Here is a 21,807-nt window from a genome sequence, read left to right as displayed (position 1 = left end):
CGGATGCGCCTCGAGGCACCTGTTTCCTTGGCCATCGCCACGCTGATATTCGGCATGTTCGCGATTGCCGATTACCAGATATTGGGGCTGACTCGAGCGTACTATCTGCTGGTCGCCATGCGCATCGTGGTGGTCGGTCTCTGTCTTTTCCTGGCCTTGATCATGCTGCTGCGAGGGGACGTCTCCCATGAGGTGTGGCTGCACGCCATGCCGCTCTGGGTGCTCGCGACGGGGATCATCCTGATCGTTCCCTTGCGTCCGGACAGTCTCTCCACCCAGGTCATGGCGGTGATCGTGGCCACCATCGGCTTCTATCTCCTGATCCCCAATCTGCTGACGGTCGTGGCGTTTGCCAGTCTCTACTTGAGTCTCGGATTTCTCGCTGCCGCTGCGCTATTTGCAGACGCGCCCCCTGGCGCGCTCCTGCGCCTCGCGCTGCTGTTGATCATGGCCAACGGCGTGGGTTTCTGTGCCTTGCTGAGGCTGGAGAAATTACAGCGCAGACAGTTCTCGCTGCTGCACGATGAGCGTGATCAGAACCGCCAACTGCTCAAGGAGATAGCCCACCGCGAGCTGCTGGAAGAACAGCTGCGCCGGGTCGCCGAACGGGACTCGCTGACGGGTCTGAACAGCCGGCGTCATTTCATGAAGCTGGCCGACGCGCTGCTGCAGGTCTCGCGCGAGGACCAGACGCCATTCAGCCTGTTCATGATCGACGTGGATCACTTCAAGCGTATCAACGATACCTGGGGCCATAGCCAGGGCGACTGGGTGCTGACTCGGATTGCCGAGATTTGTACGCAGGCGCTGCGCCCCACCGATGTGATTGGCCGCTTCGGGGGTGAGGAGTTCGTGGTGGCGCTGCCCGATACCGACGCCGAGCAGGCCGTGATCGTCGCCGAGCGCTTGCGAAGAAAGGTGGCCGCGCTGCCCCTCGAGGAGGCGATGAGTGAGCTGCAGTTGAGTGTCACCATCGGTATCGCGGTCGCCCGTGGCGATGAAGTCTCGCTGCAGAACGTGATCGCGCGAGCGGACCGGGCGCTCTACGCGGGCAAGCGCGAGGGGCGAGATCAGGTCGTGGCCTGCGCCGAGATAGGCGCTGAAAAGCGTGCCGAAGACAGTCTGAAGTGATGGATCTCCGGTCGTCTCATGAGGCGCTTGGGTCTTCGGTATGAAGAGAAAACCTATTGCGAAGAGACGATTCAGTGTGAAGAGACGATCTAGTGTGAAGAGACGAAGGTAGCCACGGCCTGCGCCGGCGGGATCGCGAACGCTGCCTTCATCCGTTTCACCTCGGCCATCGGCGGACGGCCGAACAGGCGCTTGAACTCGCGACTGAATTGCGAGGGGCTTTCGTAGCCGACCTGAGCGCTCGCGGCGGCGGCGGTCATGCCGTTTCTCACCATCAGCAGCCGGGCCTGATGCAGACGGGTGGACTTCAGATACTGCATCGGCGAGGTGCCTGTCACGGCCTTGAAGTGGGCATGGAAGGTCGCGATGCTCATGCCGGCGCGCCGCGATAGCTGATCGACATCGAGATCGTCCTGGTACGCGGCGTGAATGCAGCGCAGTGCCCGCGCCACCTTGCCGAACTGGCCCTGCATCGCCAGCGCCGCCCGCATCGAGGGGCCTTGAGCCCCGGTCAGCACGTGAAAATAGATCTCGCGCACCAGCGCCGGCCCCAGAACCGCAGCGTCCAGCGGGCGGCTCATGGCTTCCAAAAAACGCCACACGGAGGTTTGTAGAGGCGCCTCCATAGGGGTGGAGATCATCCCACGCGGGGTGGCCGCAGGCACATCGCCGAAGGTGTCTATCTGCAGCATCAATTCCGCGGCGAGCTCGAAGTCCAGGTGCATGTAGATCGCCAGCAGCGGCTCTCGCTCGCTGGCGTCGGTTTCCATGGTGAAGGGGACCGGCACGGAGACCGCCAGGTAGTGCTGAGCGTCGTAGCGATAGACCTGGCCGCCGAAGAAACCCCGCTTCTGGCCCTGGCAGACGATCACGATACCGGGGTCGTAGAGTACCGGTGTCGACGCGAGCGGGCGGTTCGAGCGCAGGAACCTCACGTCCGGCAGCGCGGTCAGGTTGTAGCCTTCATCGGGCGCGAGCCTTTCCAGCAGGGCGACGATCGCCTGCTGCTGGGCGTCCGGCTCGACGCGATACCGCTGGTTTGCTGGGGGCATGCTGGCAGCCTTTTTCAACGGATGGTTATGGTGCGCTGCTCGATGTGGTGGCCGCTAGAGTCTGGCATGGTTTGGCCGGATCCAGGGCAGTCGAAATAGCTTTAGGCAATGATGTGAGAGCGTGAGCCATCGTGGGTCGTTTGCGGCATTTCTATCATGCAAGTCGTTCTACGAGTGCTGTGTTGTTCTCGAATGACTTGTGAGGAGTGCTGCTGTGATCGACGTTTTGAACCCCGCCAATGGTCAAACAGTCGGCCAGGCGCCGGCCATGTCCGTGAGTGAAGTGAACGCCGCGATCGACCGAACCTGCGCCGCCTTTCCCGCCTGGTCACGCAAGCTGGCGAAGGCGCGCAGCGATCTGCTGCGGCGCTGGCTCGAGCGCATCCGCGACGACAAGGCGGCCTTCGCCGAGCTCATCGTCAAGGAGAACGGCAAGTGTCTCGCCGAAGCCTATGGTGAGATAGAGTACGGTCTCGGTTTCATCGAGTGGTACGCGGAAGAGGCCAAGCGCGTCTACGGCGATACTATCCCCAGCCATGCGCTGGATTCGGCCATCACGGTCGTCAAGGAGCCGCTCGGCCCGACGGCGGCCATCACGCCGTGGAACTTCCCCTTCATGATGATCACGCGCAAGATCGCCACCGCGCTGGCGGCGGGCTGCACCATGATCATCAAGCCCTCCGAGGAAACGCCGCTGACCGCCTACAAGCTGCTGGCAACGGCGCGGGAAGTCGGTATTCCGGAAGGCGTGTTCGAAATGGTCACCGGAGACCCCAAGGCGATCGGTGAATGCTTCACCGGTGATACCCGTATTCGCAAGCTCTCGTTCACCGGATCGACGGCAGTGGGGCGTCTACTCGCCAGTGCCAGCGGGCAGACGCTGACCCGCATGACACTGGAGCTGGGTGGCAACGCGCCGTTCATCGTCTTCGACGATGCCGACCTCGAGGCCGCCTTGGAGGGCGCGGTGAGTGCCAAGCTGCGCAACTCGGGCCAGGTCTGCATCTCGCCCAATCGCTTCTATGTGCACGCGTCGATTCACGATGCCTTCGTCGAGGCGCTCGTCGAACGCGTCTCGCGAGTCGAGGTCGGCGAGGGTATGCGTGAGGACTTCGTCGTCGGGCCGATGATCAATCGGGCCGGTTTCGACAAGGTGGCGTCGGCGGTGGACGCAGCTCGCGCGCAGGGGGCTCGTATCGTGCTCGGTGGCCAGGCGCATGCGAAGGGTGGGTTGTTCTACCAGCCGACCATCGTCACAGGGCTCGATGACGATGCCGAGATGGCGCGGACCGAGATCTTCGGCCCGGTGTTCGCCCTCTATCGCTTCGAGACCGAGGAGGAGGTCATTGCACGCGCCAACGCCACCGAATATGGCTTGGTCGCCTACGCTTACACTCGCGACCTGGGCCGGTCTTTGCGCCTGTCCCGAGCGCTCGAGGCGGGGATGGTCATCCTCAACAGCGGTTCGGTGGGGACGGCGTCGGTCCCGTTCGGCGGCGTCAAGCAGTCCGGCTATGGTCGTGAGGGCAGCTACTACGGTATCGAGGAGTACGTCGACGTGAAGTATGTGCTGATGAGCTGGCTGGGCCGGTGACTCGGCCTGCTCTCCAGACGCTCACCAGACGGTCTTCAGATGCCCACCAGGACGGCGCTCGCTAGTCGCGCTCGGTGTCGCCCCGAAGCACGGGTAGCGCCCGTAGTCGCGGCACCGCGAAGTCGAGAAAGGCGCGCACCTTGGCCGCCGCCCGGCGCCCTTCGACATGGACCAGATGCACCGGCAGCGGAGCGGGTTCATGGTCTTGCAGCACGCGCACCAGTTGCCCGGCGTCGAGGTCCGGCCCCACCTGATAAGAGAGTACCCGGCACAGCCCCCAGCCCTGCCTGGCGACATCGATGGCAGCCGCCACGCTGCTCACCGTGAGCCGCGCGTTCACGCTGACACGCTGCGGTGCCGCCGCGCCGAGCTGCCACTCCCGCGCTGCGGCGCCGCCCGCCAGGGCGACGAGGCGATGCTGGGCGAGATCGTCCGGCGTGCGCGGATGCCCCCTGCGGGCGAGATAATCCGGTGAGGCGCAGATGACGCGCCGCACCTGACCGATACGCACGGCGGTGAGCTCGGAGTCGGGCAGATGACCGATGCGCACGGCGATATCGAAGCCCTCCTCGACCAGATTGACGATGCGATCGAGCATCACCGCTTCCGCCTCGACCTGCGGGTAGTGGTCGAGGAAATCCGTGAGCAGCGGTGTGACGTGAAGGCGGCCGAACTCCTGCGGGCAGGTGATTCGCAACCGGCCCACCGGGGTGTTGGCTGCCCCCGAGGCGGCATCGTCGGCAGCCTGCAGCTGGGCGAGGATCTCGCGGACTTCTCCGAGGTAGGCCCGGCCCGCCTCGGTCAAGCGCACACGGCGGGTCGAGCGGGTGAACAGGCGGGCGCCCAGATGGGCTTCTAGCGTATTGATGGCGCGGGTCGCAGAGGGTGCGCTGAGCCCGCTGGCGCGTGCCCCCTGGGCGAAACTTTCCGCCTCGGCGACGGCGACGAAAACGCTCAGGGCCTGTAGACGATCCATGACGGTGGCGTGGCTCCCAGTGTCGATGGCGTTTCAGCATTCATCTTGGAATTTCAAAATACAAAACAGTTCCTTTCAGAATAGACCCATTCTTTCAGTAAACGATGGCGAATAGTGTGGTCATCAGGACGCGCCGCACGGCCGTCACTGACTCATGCCGTGCATGGTTCGTGCCCTCCATGAGTCTTACCACGCCGATCCGTGCCAACACTGAAGGAGTCTGGTCATGTCGAATGCCAACGCCCTTAGCGACGCCCCCATCAAGCTCTACCGCAACCCCAAGTCGGGCCACTGCCACCGTGTCGAACTGATGCTGGCGCTGCTAGATATCCCTTATGAGAACGTCGATCTCGATATGGCCAACGGTGCCCACCGTGAGCCCGCCTATCTGGCGATCAGCCCGCTGGGGCAGGTGCCGGCGATCGATGACAACGGCCTCACCCTGGCGGATTCCAATGCGATCCTCGTCTATCTGGTCGAGCGCTATGGGGATGCTGCCCGCTGGATCGGCAGCGAACCGCTGGAGAAGGCCCGGGTGCAGCGCTGGCTCTCCATCGCCGCCGGCGAGATCGCCCACGGCCCTTGCGCCGCGCGGCTGGTCACGGTGTTCGGCGCGCCGCTGGACCACGACGCCGCCAAGGCAAGTTCGCACACCCTGCTGGCGATGATGGAAACCCATCTCGATGGCCGCGCGTGGCTGGCGAGCGATCATCCGACGCTGGCCGACATCGCCGGCTACAGCTACATCGCCCATGCGCCGGAGGGCGGTGTGAGTCTCGATCCTTATCCGCAGGTGCGCGCCTGGCTGGGGCGCATCGAGGCACTGCCGCGTTTCGTTGCCATGGCGTCCTCGCCGCGGTTGGCCTGAACCGGAGAATGGCGTACGGAGGTTGGTCATGACACCCGAGACGACGCCCTTCCATGCGGGAGAGCTAGAGGCGCAGCGCCGCGCCGGCGTGGCGCCATCCGGTCGCTTCATCCGCGATTACATGCCCGAGCAGCATCGCGAGTTCTTCGCCCAGTTGCCGTTCATTGTCCTCGCCGCCGGCGATGACCAGGGCCGTCCCTGGGTCACGCTGCTGGCGGGAGAGCCGGGTTTCATCGACACGCCCGATGCACGAACGCTGAGCGTGGCGGCAGCGCCGGGGCGCGAGGATCCACTGGCGACGGCGCTGGAGGAGGGCGCCGAAGTCGGCCTGCTGGGGATCGAGCTGGCCACGCGGCGTCGCAACCGGCTCAACGGGGTGGTCCGCGCGGCCCAGGGGGGACTGGTCGTTGCGGTACAGCAAAGCTTCGGCAACTGCCCGCAGTACATCCGCGAGCGGGCGTGGCATCGCGTCGAGCCCGCGCCAGCGCCCGCTGCCACTGTCTCTTCGCGGCTGGATGCCGACCAGCGCGCGCGAATCACTGCCGCGGACACCTTCTTTATCGGCACCGTTTCCGGTGCCGTCGCCCCGGATTCGGCCCAGGATTCAGTCAGGGAGCAGCGTATGAAGCGCGGTTACGACGCCTCCCACCGTGGCGGCGAGCCGGGATTCGTCCAGGTCACCGGGGCTGGCACGCTGCGCTTCCCGGACTATCCCGGCAACAACTTCTTCAACACCCTCGGCAACCTGATTCAGAACCCGCGCGTGGGCCTGCTGTTCGTCGATTTCGAGACCGGCGGCCTGCTGCAGATCAGCGGGCGTGCCCGCATCGAGTGGCAGCCGGAGCAAGGCGAGGATCCGAGCGCCCAGCGCTGGGTCGAGGTCAGCATCGAGCGAGTGGTCGAGCGCCCCGAAGCGCTGGACCTGCGCTGGCAGCGAGAGACGCCGGCGCTGCGACTCGAAGTGGTCGAAAAGCGCCGGGAGAGCGACCTGGTCACGTCCTTTCTGCTGGCCAGCGCCGACGGCGGCGCGCTGCCCCCGTTCCGGGCCGGGCAGCACTTGCCACTCGAACTCAGTGTGCCGGGGCAACCGGGTCGGGTTCGGCGCAGCTATTCGCTCTCGGGGTCGCCAGGGGATGAGACTTACCGCATCAGCGTCAAGCGCGAGGCGCATGGGATCGCGTCACGCTTTCTGCACGACCGGATCGCGGCCGGCGACTGCCTCACCGCGCACGCCCCCGCCGGCGACTTCGTGCTGCCCGCCGGGCAGGGGCCGCTGGTGCTGATCAGTGCCGGCGTGGGCATCACGCCGATGCTGGCGATGCTGTACGCGGCGATGGCGGAGGGCGCGCGCGGCGCCGCGCGCGATATCTGGTTCGTGCACGCCACCCGCAACGGTGACGCCCATGCCTTCCGGGCGGAGGTCGAGGCCGCGATTCGAGCCAGCGCACATTCGGACGCCCACCGAATCGAGCGCCGCGTCTTCTATAGCGCCCCGCGGGCAAACGATACCCTCGGCCAGGATTATGACACCGATGGCCGCCTCACCGCCGCGGACCTGCTGGCGCTGGAGGCCGGGGAGGATGCCCACTATCTGCTTTGCGGGCCCGCCGGGTTTCTCGCCGATCTCAGCGCTGGTCTGGAAGCGCACGGCATCGCGGTGGACCGCATCGCCTTCGAGACCTTCGGCCCGGCGGGGTGAGACGAGAGCTGCAATAGCGATTAGCGTATACGACTAAAGTCCTGATTCCCTGGAACGCTTTTCGGCGAGGGGAGTTGATACGCTAGGCGCTGCTTGTGTTTTTCCTTTCACCGCTTGCGAAGCGAGCATTAAGGCGACTCCATGATCATCTCAGGCCCTACCGATTACCGCCGAGCCGCCAAGCGGCGTATTCCTCGCTTTTTGTTCGATTACCTCGATGGCGGCGCGGTGACCGAAAGCACGATGCGCGGCAACGTCGAGGCGCTGCAGGCCATTCCGCTGCGCCAGCGGGTGCTGCAAGGGGGCGGTGATCCGTTGCTCGAGACCGAGGTGCTCGGCAGCCGCTGGAAGCTGCCGGTGGCGCTGGCGCCGGTCGGGGCGACCGGCATGTACGCGCGCCGCGGCGAAGTGCAGGCTGCCAGGGCCGCCGAGAAGGCCGGCATCCCCTATACGCTGTCGACGGTGTCGGTCTGCTCCATCGAGGAGGTGGCGGCGGGGGCCAGCGGTGAGCTGTGGTCGCAGCTCTATGTGCTCAAGGATCGCGGCTTCATGCAGAACGCGCTGGAGCGCGCCTGGGCGGCGGGCATGAAGACCCTGGTCTTCACCGTCGACATGCCGCTGCCGGGTTCGCGTTACCGCGACCGCCACTCCGGCATGTCCGGCCCGCATGCCAAGTTGCGCCAGGCCACCCAGGCGCTGACCCACCCCTGGTGGGCGTTCGACGTTGCGCTCAAGGGCAAGCCGCTATCGTTCGGCAACATCGAGGCGTACACCGGTCGTCAGATGAGCATGGACGACTACATGGGATTCCTGGCCAAGAACTTCGACCCCTCCATCAGTTGGAGCGAGCTGGAGTGGATCCGCGAGAGCTGGAAGGGCAACCTGATCATCAAGGGGTTGCTGGACAAGGAGGACGCCCGCGATGCCGTGCGCATGGGCGCCGATGGCATCATCGTCTCCAACCATGGCGGCCGGCAGCTCGATGGCGCTATCCCCACCGCGCGGGCGTTGCCGCATATCGCCGAGGCCGTGGGTGACGAGCTGACGGTACTGGCGGATTCCGGCGTGCGCTCCGGGCTGGACGTGGTCAGGATGCTGGCGCTGGGGGCGAAGGGCGTACTGCTCGGCCGGGCCTATGCGTATGCGCTGGCGGCGGCCGGCGAGCGCGGCGTCTCGCATCTGCTGGAGCTAATCGCGGCCGACCTGCGCGTGACCATGACGCTGATCGGTGCCCAATCGCCCGCGGATATCAATGCAAGTCACTTGGAGTCGATGGTGAAGTCGCTGGAGAGCGAACACCGCCCGGCGGTGGCGTCGCCGGAAGCCGCCAAATTCTGATTCCTTGACGTCGTCTCGGGTCGTCACGGCTGTCACGGCAGTTATGCACGGCAGTTATGCATGGAAGTTATGCACGAGGTAGGCACGCCAGATACGGATAGCACTGCCCGCTGGCGGGATTGACCCACGTGATGGACGCGCCCCAGGGAAGGCCGGATGATTCGGCGCACGATTCACGCAAGCGAGACTCAGGGATGATACGGATGGGCTCATGGCCGCGCTGGTGGCTGGCGCTATCGATATGGCTGGTCTCCAGCCTGTGCCTGGCACAAACGCCGGACGCCGGCGGTGCCCAGGAGTGGTACGCGACCGATGCGCTGAATAGCGGCCTGGGGCCGGTGCCGGACGCCGTCAAGCTGAGAACCCCGCGGGAGGCGCTGCGTACCTTCCGCGATTTGACCGAACAGGATGATTTCGCGGCGGCGGCGCATATCCTCAACCTCGCCGATCTCTCTCCGGCGGAACAGCGCGAGCAGGGCGCGGTGCTGGCGCGTGAGCTCGCCGCCATCTTCCAGCGCGGCAAGTCGATCCGCATTTCCCGGCTTCCCGGACGTCAGGATGCCGCCATCGAGGACCCCTCGGGCAAGAGCCCCCACGTTGGCGAATCGCGTCGCGATATCGAACTGGCCTCGCTCGAGGCCGATGGCGACACCTATGACATCCGGCTGGGACGTTATCGCGTCGGCAACGCGGATCCGGTGTGGCTGATAACGCCGGAGAGCGTGGCGGCGATTCCCGCGCTCTATCGCGAATATGGCCCGACGGCGTTCGAGCGCCACATTCCCGAGCGCTTCAAGACCTCGTTCGGGCCGCTGCGGATCTGGGAGTGGATCGCGATTCCGCTGGTGCTGCTGGCGGTCGCGCTGGTCGGCCTGGGTGTCTATCGCCTGATCGAGGCGCTAACGCGCTGGTTGCCCTCCGGGGCGCCGAGCATCTTCGCCAAGCAGATTCGCGGCCCGGTAGCGCTGATCGTGATGTCCTTGCTGACCCAGGCGCTGCTCGATTACGTCGTCTCCTTCTCGGCGGTGGCGACGACCACCCTGCGCGTGGTGCTGATCGCCATCCTGGCCTGGGGGATCGGGGCTGTCGGGCTGCGCCTGGTCGATACCATGATGCTGAAGATGACGCGGCGTCTCGCGGGACAGATCGATGATTCCAAACCCAGGGACGAACGCAAGCTGCTGACCACGCTCTACGCCGTACGGCGCATCATCATCCTCATTCTGGTGACGGTGGTATCGATCTATGTTCTGGGGCAGGTTCAGCTGTTCGAAACCCTGGGGCTTTCGCTTCTGGCCTCGGCCAGCGTACTGGCGGTGCTGGTGGGCGTGGCGGGGCAGGCGGTGCTCGGCAACATCCTGTCATCGTTTCAGCTCTCGCTGGCCAAGCCGATCCGGGTCGGCGATCTGGTGATGTTCGAAGGGCAGTGGGCCTATGTCGAAGGGATCTTCTACACGCATATCCGGCTGCGGCTATGGAACGAGCGACGCCTGATCGTGCCGGTCACCTACTTCGCCTCGAAGGCGTTCGAGAACCTCTCCTCCAAGAGTGCCAAGGAGTACCGCAGCCTCGTGCTGACGCTGCACCTGAGCGCCGACATCGCGATTCTGCGCGAGAAATTCCTCGCCTTCGCCAAGGCCGAGGAGAACGTGATCGAGCATCACAAGCTGCTGTGCTGCGTGACCGATCAGACCGGCCCGGCACAGACCGTGACCTGCTATCTGATGACGGTCGATCCGCTATCCGGATGGACCGCCGAGGTCAGCATCCGCGAGAAGCTGCTGGCGTTCATTCGCGACGAGCATCCCGAGTGGTGGCCCCGGGACGTGGTGGTGCTCAGCCATCGTGACATCGCCCGAGGGCACACCTCGGGCGAGGCTGGCGAGCCGGCGCCATGAGACGCCCGGACTCGCCGTGCCGTTGCTTGGCCGTGTGCCTGGGTGAGCATTAGCGGCAGGCTTGCTCGCCATCCACCCACAGCCAGTAGCCGACGCCGAACAGGGCGCCGATGATCAGGCCGGGGCCGCTGGCGGCACCCGCGACGATGGCCAGGTTCCAGCCTCCCGCGGTCATGCCGGCGGTCTCGACGCCGTAGTGGGCGCAGGCTTCATTGACGCCGCCATATTCGTGCAGCGCGTACTTCACTCCCTGCTTGAGGCCGATGGAGGCCAGGGCGGTGAGATACGGGTCACCGATCGGCGACAGCAGCGGGTTGGCCTCGTCATAGCCGTGATCCAGCGCGTAGGCAGTGGTGGTGGCGTCCAGCGTGGTCCCCAGGCCCGGGCCACGGGTGCCCGCGCAGCCGCTGAGCAGTGAGGCGACGAGCGCAAGGCTCGCGAGGCCGGTAACGGTCTTGAAGCGCTTGGCGGTAGTGAAGCGCTTGACGGTCTTGAAAGTTTTCATCTCGAGGATCTCTGGGTGATCGGCCATGTGTGCGACGGTGTGGCGCGAGCCGTCTTTCTGGTCGATACCGCAGGATCTTTCGTCCCTGCGTAGCTACCCCGACGGTGTCTCTGTTCCAGCTCTCGCTGGCTGCCGAGGGGATTATCGGCGTTACTAAAAGTAAACTTTAATTAGGAATTTGTAATCGTATCGTAGCGATAGGGCGCACCGGATGGGAATTAGTGAGTTCTGTATCGGTGGTCGAGTGGGCTGCCGGGGGCAGAATCGGCGCTGGGGTATGAAGGGCAGGCTTGTCGGTGGGCGTGATACGCAAGTGCCCCGGTGGATCTCTCCACCGGGGCACGCGTTTGGTACGGTCTGTCGCTGTCAGGTATTGCGGGTGTCGCTGTCACCGTCGATGGGTGCGGCCTCGGATGCCGGTGGCGGTGATGCATCGCCGGTGGCGCCGGCGCCTTCATCGTTACCCATACCCTCCCGGGTGGCAGTATCGCCGCCCGCATCGATCGGAGCATCGCGAGTCACCCGCCAGACCGCGTTGGTGAGGTCGTCGGCGATGATCACCGCGCCGTCGGGCGCCACGCTGACCCCCACCGGGCGGCCGCGGGTGGTGTCGTCGCTGGCCAGAAAGCCGGAGACGAAGTCGACCGGGTCACCGGCGGGCTTGCCATTCTCGAACGGAATGAAAACCACCTTGTAGCCGACCGGATCGGCGCGGTTCCAACTGCCGTGTTCGCTGACGAAGACCCCGTCGCTGAACTCGCCGCCGACTGCGGGGTTTGAGAAAGCGACGCCGAGCGGCGCGCGGTGGGAGCCGAGGCTGTAGTCGGGGGCGATGGCGGACTCGACCTTGGCCGGGTCCTGCGGGCGCACCCGCGGGTCGACGTGCTGGCCCCAGTAGCTGTAGGGCCAGCCGTAGAAGCCGCCTTCCTGCACGCTGGTGAGATAGTCCGGCACCAGATTGGGGCCCAGCTCGTCACGCTCGTTGACCACCGTCCACAGCGTATCGGTGCCGGGCTGGAAGGTCAGCGCGGTGGGGTTGCGCAGGCCGCTTGCGTAGGTGCGATGGGCGCCGGTCTCGGTATCGATCTGCCAGATCTCGGCGCGGTCGACCTCGGCGGCCATGCCGCGCTCGGTGATATTGCTGTTGGAGCCGATCCCCACGTAGAGATGCTGGCCATCGGGGCTCGCGGTCAGCGCCTTGGTCCAGTGGTGGTTGATCTGTGCCGGCAGCGGGGTCAGCGTCTCGGGGGCGCCGCGGGCGGCGGTCTGACCCGGCTGATAGTCGAAGCGCACCAGTGCATCCTGATTGGCGACATAGAGATCGCTGCCCACCAGTGCCAGGCCGTAGGGGGCGTTCAGGCCGTCGGCGAACACCGTCTGCTGCTCGTAGGTGCCATCGCCATCGGCATCGCGCAGCAGGGTGAGGCGATCACCGCCTTTCACCGCGGTGGTACCCTTGGACTGGATCAGCCCGGCAATGAAATCCTTCGGCCGGACCTTGGGCGCATTGCCGCCGCCCTTGCCCTCGGCGACCAGGATATCGCCGTTGGGCAGCACCAGGGTCTGGCGCGGCACCTGCAGATCGGTGGCGATGGCGGTAATGGTGTAGCCCTCGGGGACCTCGGGCTTGCGCTCGTTCCAGGGTGTCTGCTCGGGCACGCCCATGTTGGGCAGCAGGCCGCGCTGCGGCTCGGGCAACTTAGGGTCGGCGCCATACTGGGCCTCGGCGGCCAGGGCGCCAGTGGCGACCAGCAGCAGTGGCAGCAGGGTCAGGCGTGACAGACACGCGAGCGGGGCGGTGTGACGCGGGCGAGTGGTCATCAGGCGCGACCTCCCGTCATCTCTTGTGCGATAGCGCGGTTGCGCGAAAGTCCGATCAGTGCCGCCACCAGGGCGAGCAGGGCAATCACGATCGAGAGCACGAAGCCGGTGGGCATCATCGCCCAGGCATCGCGGGCGTGGACCAGGGCATTGATGAAGCCGAGCACGAAGGTGACCAGCAGCAGCAGGCACTCCAGCGCGGCGCGACCGCGCTGTCCGCTGGCCATCACGATGCCGCCCAGCGCGAACAGCCAGGCGAGGCCGTTGAACACCAGGCCGCCGGCGATCGCCCAGGAGGCAAAGGTCGACCACTGAATGTGATAGCTGGTGGCATAGGCGTAGTCGCTCAACGCGGCGGTCAGATAGAGCGGGAAGGTGCCCGCCAGCAGCAGCCCGTGCAGCGGATTGATTCCGCGACGGACCACGCGGACGCGGGTCGATTCGGCAGTGGCGGTCATGGCAAGGTCCTTTTGCGGTGGCCAGCGAGGCGCTGAATGCCATATTGAGGCGAGCGCTGTCGATTGAAGTGTAGCCGACATACCCGACTTGTCGTGGCGTGGTACTCGTGCCCCCGGCGAGCGCCGTACATGTTGTACCGAAGGTGCATGTCATCGGCGCGCCGGCGTTGCTATCGTGCTCCGGCGTCGGCGGCTGGCCGCCTCACTCTCATCGTCATCGACAGGTGCCATGTGCCTTTTATCGCCGTGTTCTATCTCGCGGTCGTCGTGCTGCTCTTTTCCGGCAATCTGGTGGTCGGCAAGTTCGCCACCGCCAGCCTGCCGCCGCTGACCCTGGCGTGGTCGCGCATGCTGGTGGTGTTCCTGGCGGTGACGCTGATCTTCGGTTCCGCCGCCTGGCGTCAGCGCCAGGTGCTGGGGCGCGAGATCAAGGCGCTGGCGATCATGTCGATCAACGGCATGGCGCTGTTCTCCGCGCTGCTCTACTCGGCGCTGCGGGTCAGCGATGCGACCACGGTGGCGGTGCTGGAGAGCCTGACTCCGGCGGCCACCGCCATGCTGATGGCGCTGTTCTTCCGCGAGCGTCTGGGGCGCATACGCTGGCTGGGGATTCTGCTCTCCGCCGCCGGTGCGGCGTGGGTGGTTTCGGACGGGGCTATAGTGCGCACGCTGGCGCGGTTGCAGACCGGCGATGCGCTGGTAGCGGCGGCGGTGCTGGCCTGGGTGGTCTATTCGGTGGCGGCGCGCCACTGGCTGAGCCGGGTGCCGTTCTACGCCTCGCTGGTGCCGATGACCGGCATCGCGGTGCTGTTTCTCACGCCGTTGGTGGTGGTGGAAAACGCCTTCTTCGCCGAGGCCTGGCAGCTCGACGGTCGTGCCCTCGTCGCCATTCTCTATCTGGGGCTCGGCCCTTCGCTGATCGCGTTGATCTGCTACAACCGGGCGCTGCTGCTGGTCGGCCCCAGCCACACCGCGACCTCGCTCAACCTGCTGCCGGTGGTGACCATGGGGCTCGGCTATCTGATGCTCGGCGCGCCGATTACCCTCAATCAGGTGATCGGCGCGCTGGTGGTGATCGTCGGCGTCTCGCTGGTGACACTCAATCTGCGCCGGCGGCGGCTGCCACCGCTGGAAGACTCGGCGGGATAAGCGTGTCGATCCTTCAAGAGACCGCTGATAGATTCGATCCTATCCAACCAGGCGGAGCGCGACATGGAACATCGATTCTGGCAGCAGCGCTGGGAGCAGTCACAACTCGGCTTTCATCTGAGCTTCGTCCACCCCATCCTCAAGCGGCATCTGGTGCACTATGCGCTTAGCCCGGGGGCGCGGGTGTTCCTGCCGCTGTGTGGCAAGACCCTGGATATCGGCTGGCTGCTGAGCGAGGGGTATGCGGTGGTCGGCGCCGAGCTGAGCGAGCTGGCGGTGGCGCAGCTGTTCGCCGAGCTCGGGGTCGAGCCGACGGTGAGTGAGTGGGAGGGCGGCCAGTGCTGGCAGCACGGCGCGCTGAGCGTCTATCAGGGCGATATCTTTGCGCTGACCCCGGCGACGCTGGGCGCGGTCGATCTGGTCTACGATCGCGCCGCCCTGGTGGCGCTGCCGCCGCCGATGCGTGACGCCTACGCCAGCCAGCTGCTCGCGCTGAGCGCTGCCGCACCGCAGCTGCTGATCACCTTCGAGTATGACCCGGCGGAGAAGGAGGGCCCGCCGTTTCCGGTACTGCCGGCAGAGGTTGCCCGCCACTATGCAGACACCCACGAGATCGAGGAGCTGTCGCGCAAGGACGTGCTCGATGCCGCGCTCAGCTTCCGCGATGCGGGCGTGTCGCGCTTCGTCGAAGTCGCCTGGCGGTTGCTGCCGCGCTAGCTGCTACCTGCTACCTGCTACCTGCTACCTGCTACCTGCTACCTGCTATCTGCTATCTGCTATCTGGGCGAGATGCGGCGGCGAGGCCCGAGGCGACGTGGACTATCCCCGTTGCTGGCGGATCGCTCGGATCAGCGGTAGCGACAGTGCCAGCAGCGTCAGACAGAGCAGTCCGATGGCGATGGGGTGGCCGACGAACAGGGCAGCGAAGCTGCCGTTGGTGATGATCAGCCCCTGACGCAGGCTCATCTCAAGGGTTGGCCCCAGCACCATGCCGATCACCAGCGGTGCCATCGGGTAACCCTGGCGCCGCAGCACGAAACCGCCGATACCGGCCGCCGCCATCACGATCAGATCGAACGGGTTGCCGCGGACGAAGTAGACCCCTAGAGAGCTGAGCATCAGGATCAGCACCAGCATCCACGCCTCGGGAATGCGCAGCAGCGGCGAGGCTATCTTGCCGAACAGCACACCCAGCGGTAGCAGCAGCAGGTTGATGATGAAGAAACCGGTGAAGATCGCCGCGATCAGCAGCGGATTGTCCGCCATCAGCCGTATGCCGGGGGTGACCCCGTGCAGCGTGAGCGTTGCCAGCATCACCGCGGTCACGGCGTCACCTGGAATGCCGAGTGCCATGGTGGGTACGAGCGCGCCTCCGGTGACAGCGTTGTTGGCGGCTTCCGAGGCGATGACGCCATCCGGCTCGCCCTGGCCGAAGCGCGCGCGGCGCGGTGACGAGCGCTTGGCTTCGGCGTAGGAGATGAACGCTGAGGTCGCCGCACCCGTGCCGGGCAGGATACCGATGACGTTACCGATCAGCACCGACTTGCTCAGGCCGCTGAGTCGGCCTTTCCACTCCCGCAGCCGCGGCAGGACGAGGCCGTTGAACTGGACGCCGGAGGCACTGCCGTCGTCACCGCCGGAGAGCCGGATCAGGACTTCGGAGACGGCGAACACGCCGATCACCACGGCCAGCAGATCGAAGCCGGCGATGAGGGGGAATTGCCCGAAGGTGAAGCGGGTCTCGCCGGTGATCGGGTCGCCACCCACGGTTGCCAGGAACAGCCCCAGCGCTCCGGCGATCAGCCCCTTGCGCATCGAGCCCTCGGACACCGAGACGATACAGGTCAGCCCCAGCAGGATCAGGGCGAAGGTCTCTATCGGTCCGAAATTGAGGGCGAATGCGGCCAGCTGCGGTGCGGCCAGAATCAGCACCACGGCCGAGACCAGCCCGCCGACGACTGACGCCTGGGTGGCCCAGCCCAGCGCCTTGCCGGCCTCGCCGCGCTGCGCCATGGGATAGCCATCGAGACAGGTGGCGGCCGACTGCGGCGTGCCCGGGGTGTTGATCAGGATCGCCGAGACCGAGCCGCCATAGACCGAGCCGGCATAGATCGCCAGCAGCAGCAGAATGGCCGGTGCCTGGCCCATGGTCAGGGTGAACGGCAGGATCATGGCCACCGCGACAGTCGAGCCGATGCCCGGCAGGGCACCGAGCACGATGCCCAGAAGAGTACCGAAGATCAGCGCGATCAACCCCTCCGGGGTCATGATCAGACCGATGGCCTGGGGCAGCAGCTCGAGCATGACAGGTCTTCCGTGTCGTAAAGGGAGAGGAAACCGCGAGAGCCGTCGCGCGGCGAGCGTGTCAGCGAGATATCGCTCAGAACCACCAGGTGAAGGGCGAGGTGGGCAGCGGCATGCTCAGCAGGTGATTGAACAGCAGCACCAGCGCGCCGGCGGCAACGGTTGGCATGACGAGCGTCGCGACGAGACCGGCCCGCATCACCGCGAGTATCAGCATGCCCATGAGGGTCGAGCTGATGAAGTAGCCCAGCACCGGGATCAGCAGCACGTAGAGCGGCAGCGCGAGCACCACCGGTAGCGTCCTGCGCCAGGCCAGGGCCGTTCGCTCTTGGCGCTTGGCGAAGCTCATGCCGAGGTCGAGCAGGGCGAGCGCGAACAGCACACCCAGCACGATGCGCGGGAAGAACTGAGGATTGAATGCCAGATCGATGGGGGCGCTGGGGCTGGCGAGGCTGGATACCAGCAGGCCGCCGCTCGAGACCATGAGCACCACCGATATCAGCCGATTTTCGCTGAATGACTTGAGCATGCGCGCCCCCTCCGCGTGGAATGATCAGGGTGTCACTGTCAGAGCCCGGCGGCGTCGATCAGCTTGGCGTTGGCGCTGTACTGGGCACGGTAGAAAGCATCGAACGCTGCGGCATCGCGATAGTGCAGGACCGTGCGGGTGCGCTCGGCGAAGGCCTGGAACTCCGGTGATGCCACCGCTGCCCCGCAGGCCTTGCTGAGCGCGTCGCGCTTGTCTGCCGCCAGGCCGGCGGGTGCGAATAGCCCGCCCCACAGATAGAGCTGATCGAGCGGCGGCTCGATCCCGGCTTCCCGGGCGGTGGGCACGTCGGGGAGATCCGCCAGCCGGGTGTCGCTGAACGCCAGCAGCGGTCGGAAGTCGCCGCCCTGCATCAGCAGCTCGGTATCGCCGTAGAACTGGATGGTGCCGGCGGCCATGCCCTGCAGCGCCGGGCCGGAGCCCTGGAAGGGCAGATGGCGGACGTCTTTGAGCACGCCCAGCCCGGAGAACGCGGCGACCGAGGCCAATTGGGTGATGGTGCCGGGGCCGGAGGAGCCGTAGATATAGCGCCCCGGCTGCGCCTTGATCGCGGCCACTGCCTCGTCGATGGTGTGGAAGGGGCTCTTGGCGTTGACGAACAGCAGCGTCGGCGACGCGGCGACCGAGCAGATCGGTGTCCAACTATCCTCGCCGTAGGGTAGATCCTTGATCTGCGGCTGAATGGTCGAAACCGTGACTGACCAGTAGCCGAGCTTGTAACCGTCGGGTGTGTCGTGGGCGAGGGTCGAGGCAGCGACCGTGCCCGAGCCGCCGGCCATGTTGGAGACGATGACGTTGCCGTCCAGCGCCTTGGCAAAGGCCGGTGCGAAGGCCCGCATCAGCAGATCATGGCTGCCGCCGGCATTGAACGGCACGACGATATTGACCGGCTTGCTGGGAAAGTCCGCCGCCAGCGCCGGCGCGGTAATACCGAGGGCTAGGGAGACGGTAGCAAGGCAGTGGGTGAGGCGGGAGAAGCGGGGCATGGCAGTCACCGTTGTAATTGTTTCACTTGATGGTAACGTTGTCTCAATCCGTTAACATCGTCAATGGCGCCTCAGTTAGACTTTGGGTTATCACCCGTGGAGACAGTGGCTTATGCAGAGCAAAAAGCGCCGTCCGACGCTCAAGGACGTAGCGGCAGCCAGCGGCGTCAGCGTGATTTCAGCCTCGCGGGCGCTGCGCGGTGAGCCCAGCATGGCCGAGCCGCTGCGGCGTAAGGTGCTCGACGCTGCCAGGGCGCTGGGCTACCGACGCAACCGCGCGGCCGGGTCGCTACGTGGTGCGGTCAGTGAGCTGGTGGCGGTGCTGGTGCCGTCGATCAGCCACCAAGTCTTTTCCGAACTGGTCGACGGGATTCATGCGGGACTGCGCGGGAGCGATCTCAGAGTGGTGCTGGGCATGACCCAGTACGACGCGAACGAGGAGGCGCAGGTCCTCAGCGACATGCTCTCCTGGAACCCTGCGGCGGTAGTGCTCAGTGGGGTCGAGCATTCGGCGCGAACGCGGGAACTGCTCGCCGATTTTCGTGGGCCGATCATCGAAGTGATGGATACCGACGGCGAGCCGATCGATGTCGCCGTAGGCATCTCCCAGGCGGAGGCCGGTGCCATTATGGCGCGCCACTTCCTCGCCCGTGGTTACACCAATATCGGTTACATCGGCGCCTGGGGCGAGCGCCCGATGCGCTCACGCAAGCGTCGCCAGGGCTTCGAGGCGGCACTGGCCGCTGCCGGGCAAGCGCTGACGCGCGTGGTGATTCGTGAGGAGCCGTCGTCGCTGGAAACCGGTGCGCTGGGAATGGCGGCACTGCGCGAGCGCCATCCCGATGTCGATGCGGTCTTCCTAGCCAATGACGATCTCGCCCTGGGCGCGCTCTACTGGTGCCAGGAGCAGGGTATCGGCGTGCCCGGCGAGATCGCGCTGGCGGGTTTCAACGGGCTCGACATGGGCCGTTTCGTACGCCCGCGGCTGACCACGATCCACACCTCGCGGCACGCCATGGGCGCCATGACCGGAGAGATCATCCGCTACCGCTGCGCGGAGGAGCCCATCCTCTATCGCCAGCGCGAAAAACTCGCACTCTCGCTCAGGGTCGGTGAGACCACTTGAGCGAGAGTCCGCGCCTCTGAGCGAGGCGATCCGCAAAGGATTCGCGGTCAATAAGCCCCGGCGCCGGGCGGTGAGAGCGGCGCGTCGCCGGCCATGGCGCGGGCACGGCCGAACAGCGCGCCCGTCAGCAGCGCGAGCAGCGGAATCAGTGCCAGCAGGGCGCTGATCCCGATGCTGCCGCCGGTCACCAGAGTGAAGTTGGAGAGCACCAGGGCCAGGCTGGCGAGCAGCAGCACGGCGGCGAGACTCGGCGCGATCCGCGTCTGCCAGCGGCGCTGCCCGGCGAGTTCAGGATGGCGCCGGAAGAACGCCAGCGAAGCCAGGGTGGTCAGTAGCATCAGACCGATCATGCCCACGGTGGCGATACCCGCCATATAGCCGAAGACCTGCGTCAGCGGGTTCAGCCCCAGCGCCAGACACAGCAGCATCAGCGCCAGCGCGGTGAGTGTCTGCACCAGCGAGGCGTGGGAAGGCGCGCGATGGCGCGGGTGAATGCGCGCCAGCCGCCGCGGCAGCGTACCCTGACGCGCCAGGGTGAACTGATAGCGGGCAAGCACGTTGTGAAAGCTCAGCACGCAGGCGAAGAGGCTGGTGAGCAGCAGCACCTGCATCAGATCGCGCATCACGCCGCCGGTGTAGTGCTCGGCGGTATCGAGCAGCAGGTTGGCGTCGCCATCCAGGGTCTTCTGGGCGATGCCGGCGACCTCACCGGCGCCATTGGCGACCACCAGGGCCCACACCGAGAGGGTGTAGAACACGCCGATGATCAGCACCGCGAGATAGGTCGCCCGGGGAATGGTGCGCGCCGGCTGGCGGGCTTCGTCGCGAAATACCGCGGTGGCCTCGAAGCCGATGAAACCGGTGAGCGCGAACAGCACCGCCACGCCGAGGCCGCTGGTGAGCGCGGCACTGGGTGTGAAGGAGGAGAACTCGATGCCGTGGGCGCCGCCGTCGGCGAAGATGGTCAGGTTCATGATCACCACCACGGCGATCTCCAGCACCAGCGCCACCCCCAGCACCTTGGCGCTGAGTTCGATATGGCGATAGCCGAGGTAGGCGACGATGGCGACAGTGAGCAGCGAGTAGATCCACCAGGGGATGGCGGGGCCGCCGCTGTGGCGGACGAAGTCGCCGACCGCCCAGCCCATGTAGCCGTAGACGCCGGCCTGGATGGCGGTGTAGGCGACCAGCGCCATGAACGCAGTGCCCAGGCCCAGGCGCCGGCCGAGCCCGAGGGTGACGTAGGAGAAGAAGGCGCCGGCCTCCTTGACGTGGGGTGTCATCGCCACGAAACCGACCGAGAAGATCAGCATCACCAGCGAGGCGATGAGAAAGCCCACCGGCGCCCCGGCACCGTTGCCGGAGGCCAGGGCGATGGGGGCGTTGCCGCCGATCACGGTGAGCGGCGCGGCGGCGGCGATGACCATGAAGACGATACTGCCGGTACCCAGACTGCCGTGAAGGCGTGTCGGGTCCGCAGGGGTGGTGGTGTCCATGAGACGATTTCCTCGTTGTTTTTGGTTGGAAATTCGAGATTGGAAATACGGGGTGTCGCGATAAGGCTGTCTAGCTAATGAAAAGCTCCTGGCGCAGATCATCGAGATAGGGGTTGGCAGCGCGGCCCGCGGCGACGACGGCGGGGTCGACCTCGGCGTGGATCAGCGCCTCGCCGGCGCTGGGCGCCTCGGCGAGGGGCTCGCCGTTCGGTGCCACGATCAGGCTGTGGCCGACGTAATCGAACGTCGCCTCCTGGCCATGCTGGTTGGTATAGGCCACATAGACCTGGTTCTCCCAGGCCCGGGTGGGGATGAGCCGCTGATTGACGTGGGCGAACGGCTGCATCTGGGCGGTGGGCACGCAGATCAGCTCGGCGCCCTGGCGCGCGGCGGCGCGTACGCTCTCCGGGAACTCCACGTCATAGCAGATCATCAGGGCGATGCGCACGCCGTGATAGTCCGCCACGCAGGTGGGGCGGTCGCCGGCGGTGAACTGATCGCGGTCGACATCGCCGAACAGGTGCGCCTTGTAGTAGCGCGCGAGCACCTGGCCGTCGGCGCCGATCAGGTGGGCGGCGTTGTAGCAGGCGCCGGACTCGATCTCCGGCCCGCCCACCACCAGGCCGATGGCGTGGCGTGCGGCGATTTCGCGGGCGCGCTCCAGCGGTGCCGCCTGCGCCAGCGCCCGGGTGTCGTCGCCGAGGACATAGCCGGTCAGAAACATCTCCGGGGTGATCAACAGCGCCGCGCCTTCCGCGGCGGCGCGACGGGCACTCTCGTCCAGGCGCGCAAGATTGGTGGCGATATCGCCGTGCGTGCTCAGTGCCTGCCAGGCGGCGATCTGCATGGGGAACTCCTT

Annotated in this window: 19 protein-coding genes; 9 read left to right on the top strand and 10 right to left on the bottom strand. The window is 66.1% G+C overall.

Annotation, left to right across the window (positions count from 1 at the left end):
- Positions 1-27: 27 nt before the first annotated feature.
- Positions 28-1,131 (top strand): GGDEF domain-containing protein, encoded by a 1,104-nt coding sequence (locus QO259_RS13745; RefSeq protein ID WP_285950387.1) that lies wholly within the window; start codon positions 28-30, stop codon positions 1,129-1,131.
- 89 nt (positions 1,132-1,220) lie between these two features.
- Here QO259_RS13745 and QO259_RS13740 read toward each other — a convergent pair whose 3' ends face one another.
- Positions 1,221-2,183 (bottom strand): AraC family transcriptional regulator, encoded by a 963-nt coding sequence (locus tag QO259_RS13740; RefSeq protein WP_285950386.1) that lies wholly within the window; start codon positions 2,181-2,183, stop codon positions 1,221-1,223.
- 199 nt (positions 2,184-2,382) lie between these two features.
- Between QO259_RS13740 and QO259_RS13735 the strand changes: the two genes are divergently transcribed.
- Positions 2,383-3,777, top strand: coding sequence for an NAD-dependent succinate-semialdehyde dehydrogenase (locus tag QO259_RS13735; protein ID WP_353057288.1), 1,395 nt, complete (start codon positions 2,383-2,385; stop codon positions 3,775-3,777).
- A gap of 61 nt (positions 3,778-3,838) precedes the next feature.
- Here the strand turns inward: QO259_RS13735 and QO259_RS13730 are convergent, their stop codons facing one another.
- Entirely contained in the window at positions 3,839-4,753 is a 915-nt protein-coding gene (locus QO259_RS13730) for a LysR family transcriptional regulator (protein WP_285950384.1), read from the bottom strand.
- A 226-nt stretch (positions 4,754-4,979) separates the two neighbouring features.
- Between QO259_RS13730 and QO259_RS13725 the strand changes: the two genes are divergently transcribed.
- The 4 genes from QO259_RS13725 to QO259_RS13710 all read left to right on the top strand — a co-directional run bounded on the left by QO259_RS13725 (position 4,980) and on the right by QO259_RS13710 (position 10,556).
- Positions 4,980-5,621: a glutathione S-transferase family protein gene (locus tag QO259_RS13725; RefSeq protein WP_285950383.1), complete on the top strand. Its 642-nt coding sequence runs from the start codon at positions 4,980-4,982 to the stop codon at positions 5,619-5,621.
- Positions 5,622-5,649: 28 nt separating this feature from the next.
- On the top strand, positions 5,650-7,320 hold the full coding sequence (locus QO259_RS13720; RefSeq protein WP_285950382.1) for a pyridoxamine 5'-phosphate oxidase family protein: 1,671 nt from the start codon (positions 5,650-5,652) through the stop codon (positions 7,318-7,320).
- Between the two features lie 141 nt (positions 7,321-7,461).
- Complete coding sequence (lldD, locus tag QO259_RS13715; RefSeq protein WP_285950381.1) at positions 7,462-8,658, top strand: FMN-dependent L-lactate dehydrogenase LldD; 1,197 nt, start codon at positions 7,462-7,464, stop codon at positions 8,656-8,658.
- A 194-nt stretch (positions 8,659-8,852) separates the two neighbouring features.
- Positions 8,853-10,556 (top strand): mechanosensitive ion channel family protein, encoded by a 1,704-nt coding sequence (locus QO259_RS13710; protein ID WP_285950380.1) that lies wholly within the window; start codon positions 8,853-8,855, stop codon positions 10,554-10,556.
- 49 nt (positions 10,557-10,605) lie between these two features.
- On the opposite strand, the gene QO259_RS13705 is transcribed toward QO259_RS13710, so the two are convergent.
- The 3 genes from QO259_RS13705 to QO259_RS13695 form a co-directional block, all read right to left on the bottom strand.
- Positions 10,606-11,061: a hypothetical protein gene (locus QO259_RS13705; RefSeq protein WP_285950379.1), complete on the bottom strand. Its 456-nt coding sequence runs from the start codon at positions 11,059-11,061 to the stop codon at positions 10,606-10,608.
- A gap of 366 nt (positions 11,062-11,427) precedes the next feature.
- Positions 11,428-12,882 carry a PQQ-dependent sugar dehydrogenase gene (locus QO259_RS13700; protein ID WP_285950378.1) on the bottom strand — a complete coding sequence of 485 codons (1,455 nt, stop codon included), beginning with the start codon at positions 12,880-12,882 and terminating at the stop codon, positions 11,428-11,430.
- A complete protein-coding gene (locus tag QO259_RS13695) occupies positions 12,882-13,340 on the bottom strand; it encodes a DUF2231 domain-containing protein (protein WP_285950377.1) in 459 nt (152 codons plus the stop codon). The genes QO259_RS13700 and QO259_RS13695 overlap by 1 nt, the downstream gene beginning before the upstream one ends.
- Before the next feature lie 231 nt (positions 13,341-13,571).
- Between QO259_RS13695 and QO259_RS13690 the strand changes: the two genes are divergently transcribed.
- Both QO259_RS13690 and tmpT read left to right on the top strand, forming a co-directional pair.
- On the top strand, positions 13,572-14,489 hold the full coding sequence (locus tag QO259_RS13690) for a DMT family transporter (RefSeq protein ID WP_285950376.1): 918 nt from the start codon (positions 13,572-13,574) through the stop codon (positions 14,487-14,489).
- A gap of 63 nt (positions 14,490-14,552) precedes the next feature.
- A complete protein-coding gene (gene tmpT / locus QO259_RS13685) occupies positions 14,553-15,206 on the top strand; it encodes a thiopurine S-methyltransferase (protein WP_285950375.1) in 654 nt (217 codons plus the stop codon).
- A gap of 102 nt (positions 15,207-15,308) precedes the next feature.
- Here tmpT and QO259_RS13680 read toward each other — a convergent pair whose 3' ends face one another.
- From QO259_RS13680 to QO259_RS13670, 3 genes are all read right to left on the bottom strand, one after another.
- Positions 15,309-16,793, bottom strand: a complete 1,485-nt coding sequence (locus QO259_RS13680; protein WP_285950374.1) for a tripartite tricarboxylate transporter permease — start codon at positions 16,791-16,793, stop codon at positions 15,309-15,311.
- Positions 16,794-16,869: 76 nt separating this feature from the next.
- Positions 16,870-17,322, bottom strand: a complete 453-nt coding sequence (locus QO259_RS13675) for a tripartite tricarboxylate transporter TctB family protein (RefSeq protein ID WP_285950373.1) — start codon at positions 17,320-17,322, stop codon at positions 16,870-16,872.
- A gap of 38 nt (positions 17,323-17,360) precedes the next feature.
- The gene (locus tag QO259_RS13670) at positions 17,361-18,326 is read right to left on the bottom strand and encodes a Bug family tripartite tricarboxylate transporter substrate binding protein (RefSeq protein WP_285950372.1); all 966 of its coding nucleotides are present in this window, start codon (positions 18,324-18,326) and stop codon (positions 17,361-17,363) included.
- Positions 18,327-18,438: 112 nt separating this feature from the next.
- Here QO259_RS13670 and QO259_RS13665 point away from each other — a divergent pair, with 112 nt between their 5' ends.
- Positions 18,439-19,452 carry a LacI family DNA-binding transcriptional regulator gene (locus tag QO259_RS13665; RefSeq protein ID WP_285950371.1) on the top strand — a complete coding sequence of 338 codons (1,014 nt, stop codon included), beginning with the start codon at positions 18,439-18,441 and terminating at the stop codon, positions 19,450-19,452.
- A gap of 47 nt (positions 19,453-19,499) precedes the next feature.
- Here the strand turns inward: QO259_RS13665 and QO259_RS13660 are convergent, their stop codons facing one another.
- Positions 19,500-20,948 (bottom strand): APC family permease, encoded by a 1,449-nt coding sequence (locus QO259_RS13660; RefSeq protein WP_285950370.1) that lies wholly within the window; start codon positions 20,946-20,948, stop codon positions 19,500-19,502.
- A 70-nt stretch (positions 20,949-21,018) separates the two neighbouring features.
- Positions 21,019-21,795, bottom strand: coding sequence for a carbon-nitrogen hydrolase family protein (locus QO259_RS13655; protein ID WP_285950369.1), 777 nt, complete (start codon positions 21,793-21,795; stop codon positions 21,019-21,021).
- Positions 21,796-21,807 lie beyond the last annotated feature (12 nt).

The organism is Salinicola sp. JS01, from assembly GCF_030284585.1.
Lineage (GTDB): Bacteria > Pseudomonadota > Gammaproteobacteria > Pseudomonadales > Halomonadaceae > Salinicola.
Note: the sequence above shows the minus strand (reverse complement) of the source record. Positions and strands in the feature narration are given on the sequence as shown.

What these genes read in the sequence shown, in the direction of transcription:
- QO259_RS13730 (WP_285950384.1), bottom strand. Translation starts at nt 4,753, where the DNA reads ATGGATCGTCTACAGGCCCTGAGCGTTTTCGTCGCCGTCGCCGAGGCG.
- QO259_RS13670 (WP_285950372.1), bottom strand. Translation starts at nt 18,326, where the DNA reads ATGCCCCGCTTCTCCCGCCTCACCCACTGCCTTGCTACCGTCTCCCTA.
- QO259_RS13700 (WP_285950378.1), bottom strand. Translation starts at nt 12,882, where the DNA reads ATGACCACTCGCCCGCGTCACACCGCCCCGCTCGCGTGTCTGTCACGC.
- QO259_RS13660 (WP_285950370.1), bottom strand. Translation starts at nt 20,948, where the DNA reads ATGGACACCACCACCCCTGCGGACCCGACACGCCTTCACGGCAGTCTG.
- QO259_RS13680 (WP_285950374.1), bottom strand. Translation starts at nt 16,793, where the DNA reads ATGCTCGAGCTGCTGCCCCAGGCCATCGGTCTGATCATGACCCCGGAG.
- QO259_RS13725 (WP_285950383.1), top strand. Translation starts at nt 4,980, where the DNA reads ATGTCGAATGCCAACGCCCTTAGCGACGCCCCCATCAAGCTCTACCGC.
- QO259_RS13695 (WP_285950377.1), bottom strand. Translation starts at nt 13,340, where the DNA reads ATGACCGCCACTGCCGAATCGACCCGCGTCCGCGTGGTCCGTCGCGGA.
- QO259_RS13655 (WP_285950369.1), bottom strand. Translation starts at nt 21,795, where the DNA reads ATGCAGATCGCCGCCTGGCAGGCACTGAGCACGCACGGCGATATCGCC.
- QO259_RS13675 (WP_285950373.1), bottom strand. Translation starts at nt 17,322, where the DNA reads ATGCTCAAGTCATTCAGCGAAAATCGGCTGATATCGGTGGTGCTCATG.
- tmpT (WP_285950375.1), top strand. Translation starts at nt 14,553, where the DNA reads ATGGAACATCGATTCTGGCAGCAGCGCTGGGAGCAGTCACAACTCGGC.
- QO259_RS13705 (WP_285950379.1), bottom strand. Translation starts at nt 11,061, where the DNA reads ATGAAAACTTTCAAGACCGTCAAGCGCTTCACTACCGCCAAGCGCTTC.
- QO259_RS13720 (WP_285950382.1), top strand. Translation starts at nt 5,650, where the DNA reads ATGACACCCGAGACGACGCCCTTCCATGCGGGAGAGCTAGAGGCGCAG.
- QO259_RS13665 (WP_285950371.1), top strand. Translation starts at nt 18,439, where the DNA reads ATGCAGAGCAAAAAGCGCCGTCCGACGCTCAAGGACGTAGCGGCAGCC.
- lldD (WP_285950381.1), top strand. Translation starts at nt 7,462, where the DNA reads ATGATCATCTCAGGCCCTACCGATTACCGCCGAGCCGCCAAGCGGCGT.
- QO259_RS13710 (WP_285950380.1), top strand. Translation starts at nt 8,853, where the DNA reads ATGATACGGATGGGCTCATGGCCGCGCTGGTGGCTGGCGCTATCGATA.
- QO259_RS13740 (WP_285950386.1), bottom strand. Translation starts at nt 2,183, where the DNA reads ATGCCCCCAGCAAACCAGCGGTATCGCGTCGAGCCGGACGCCCAGCAG.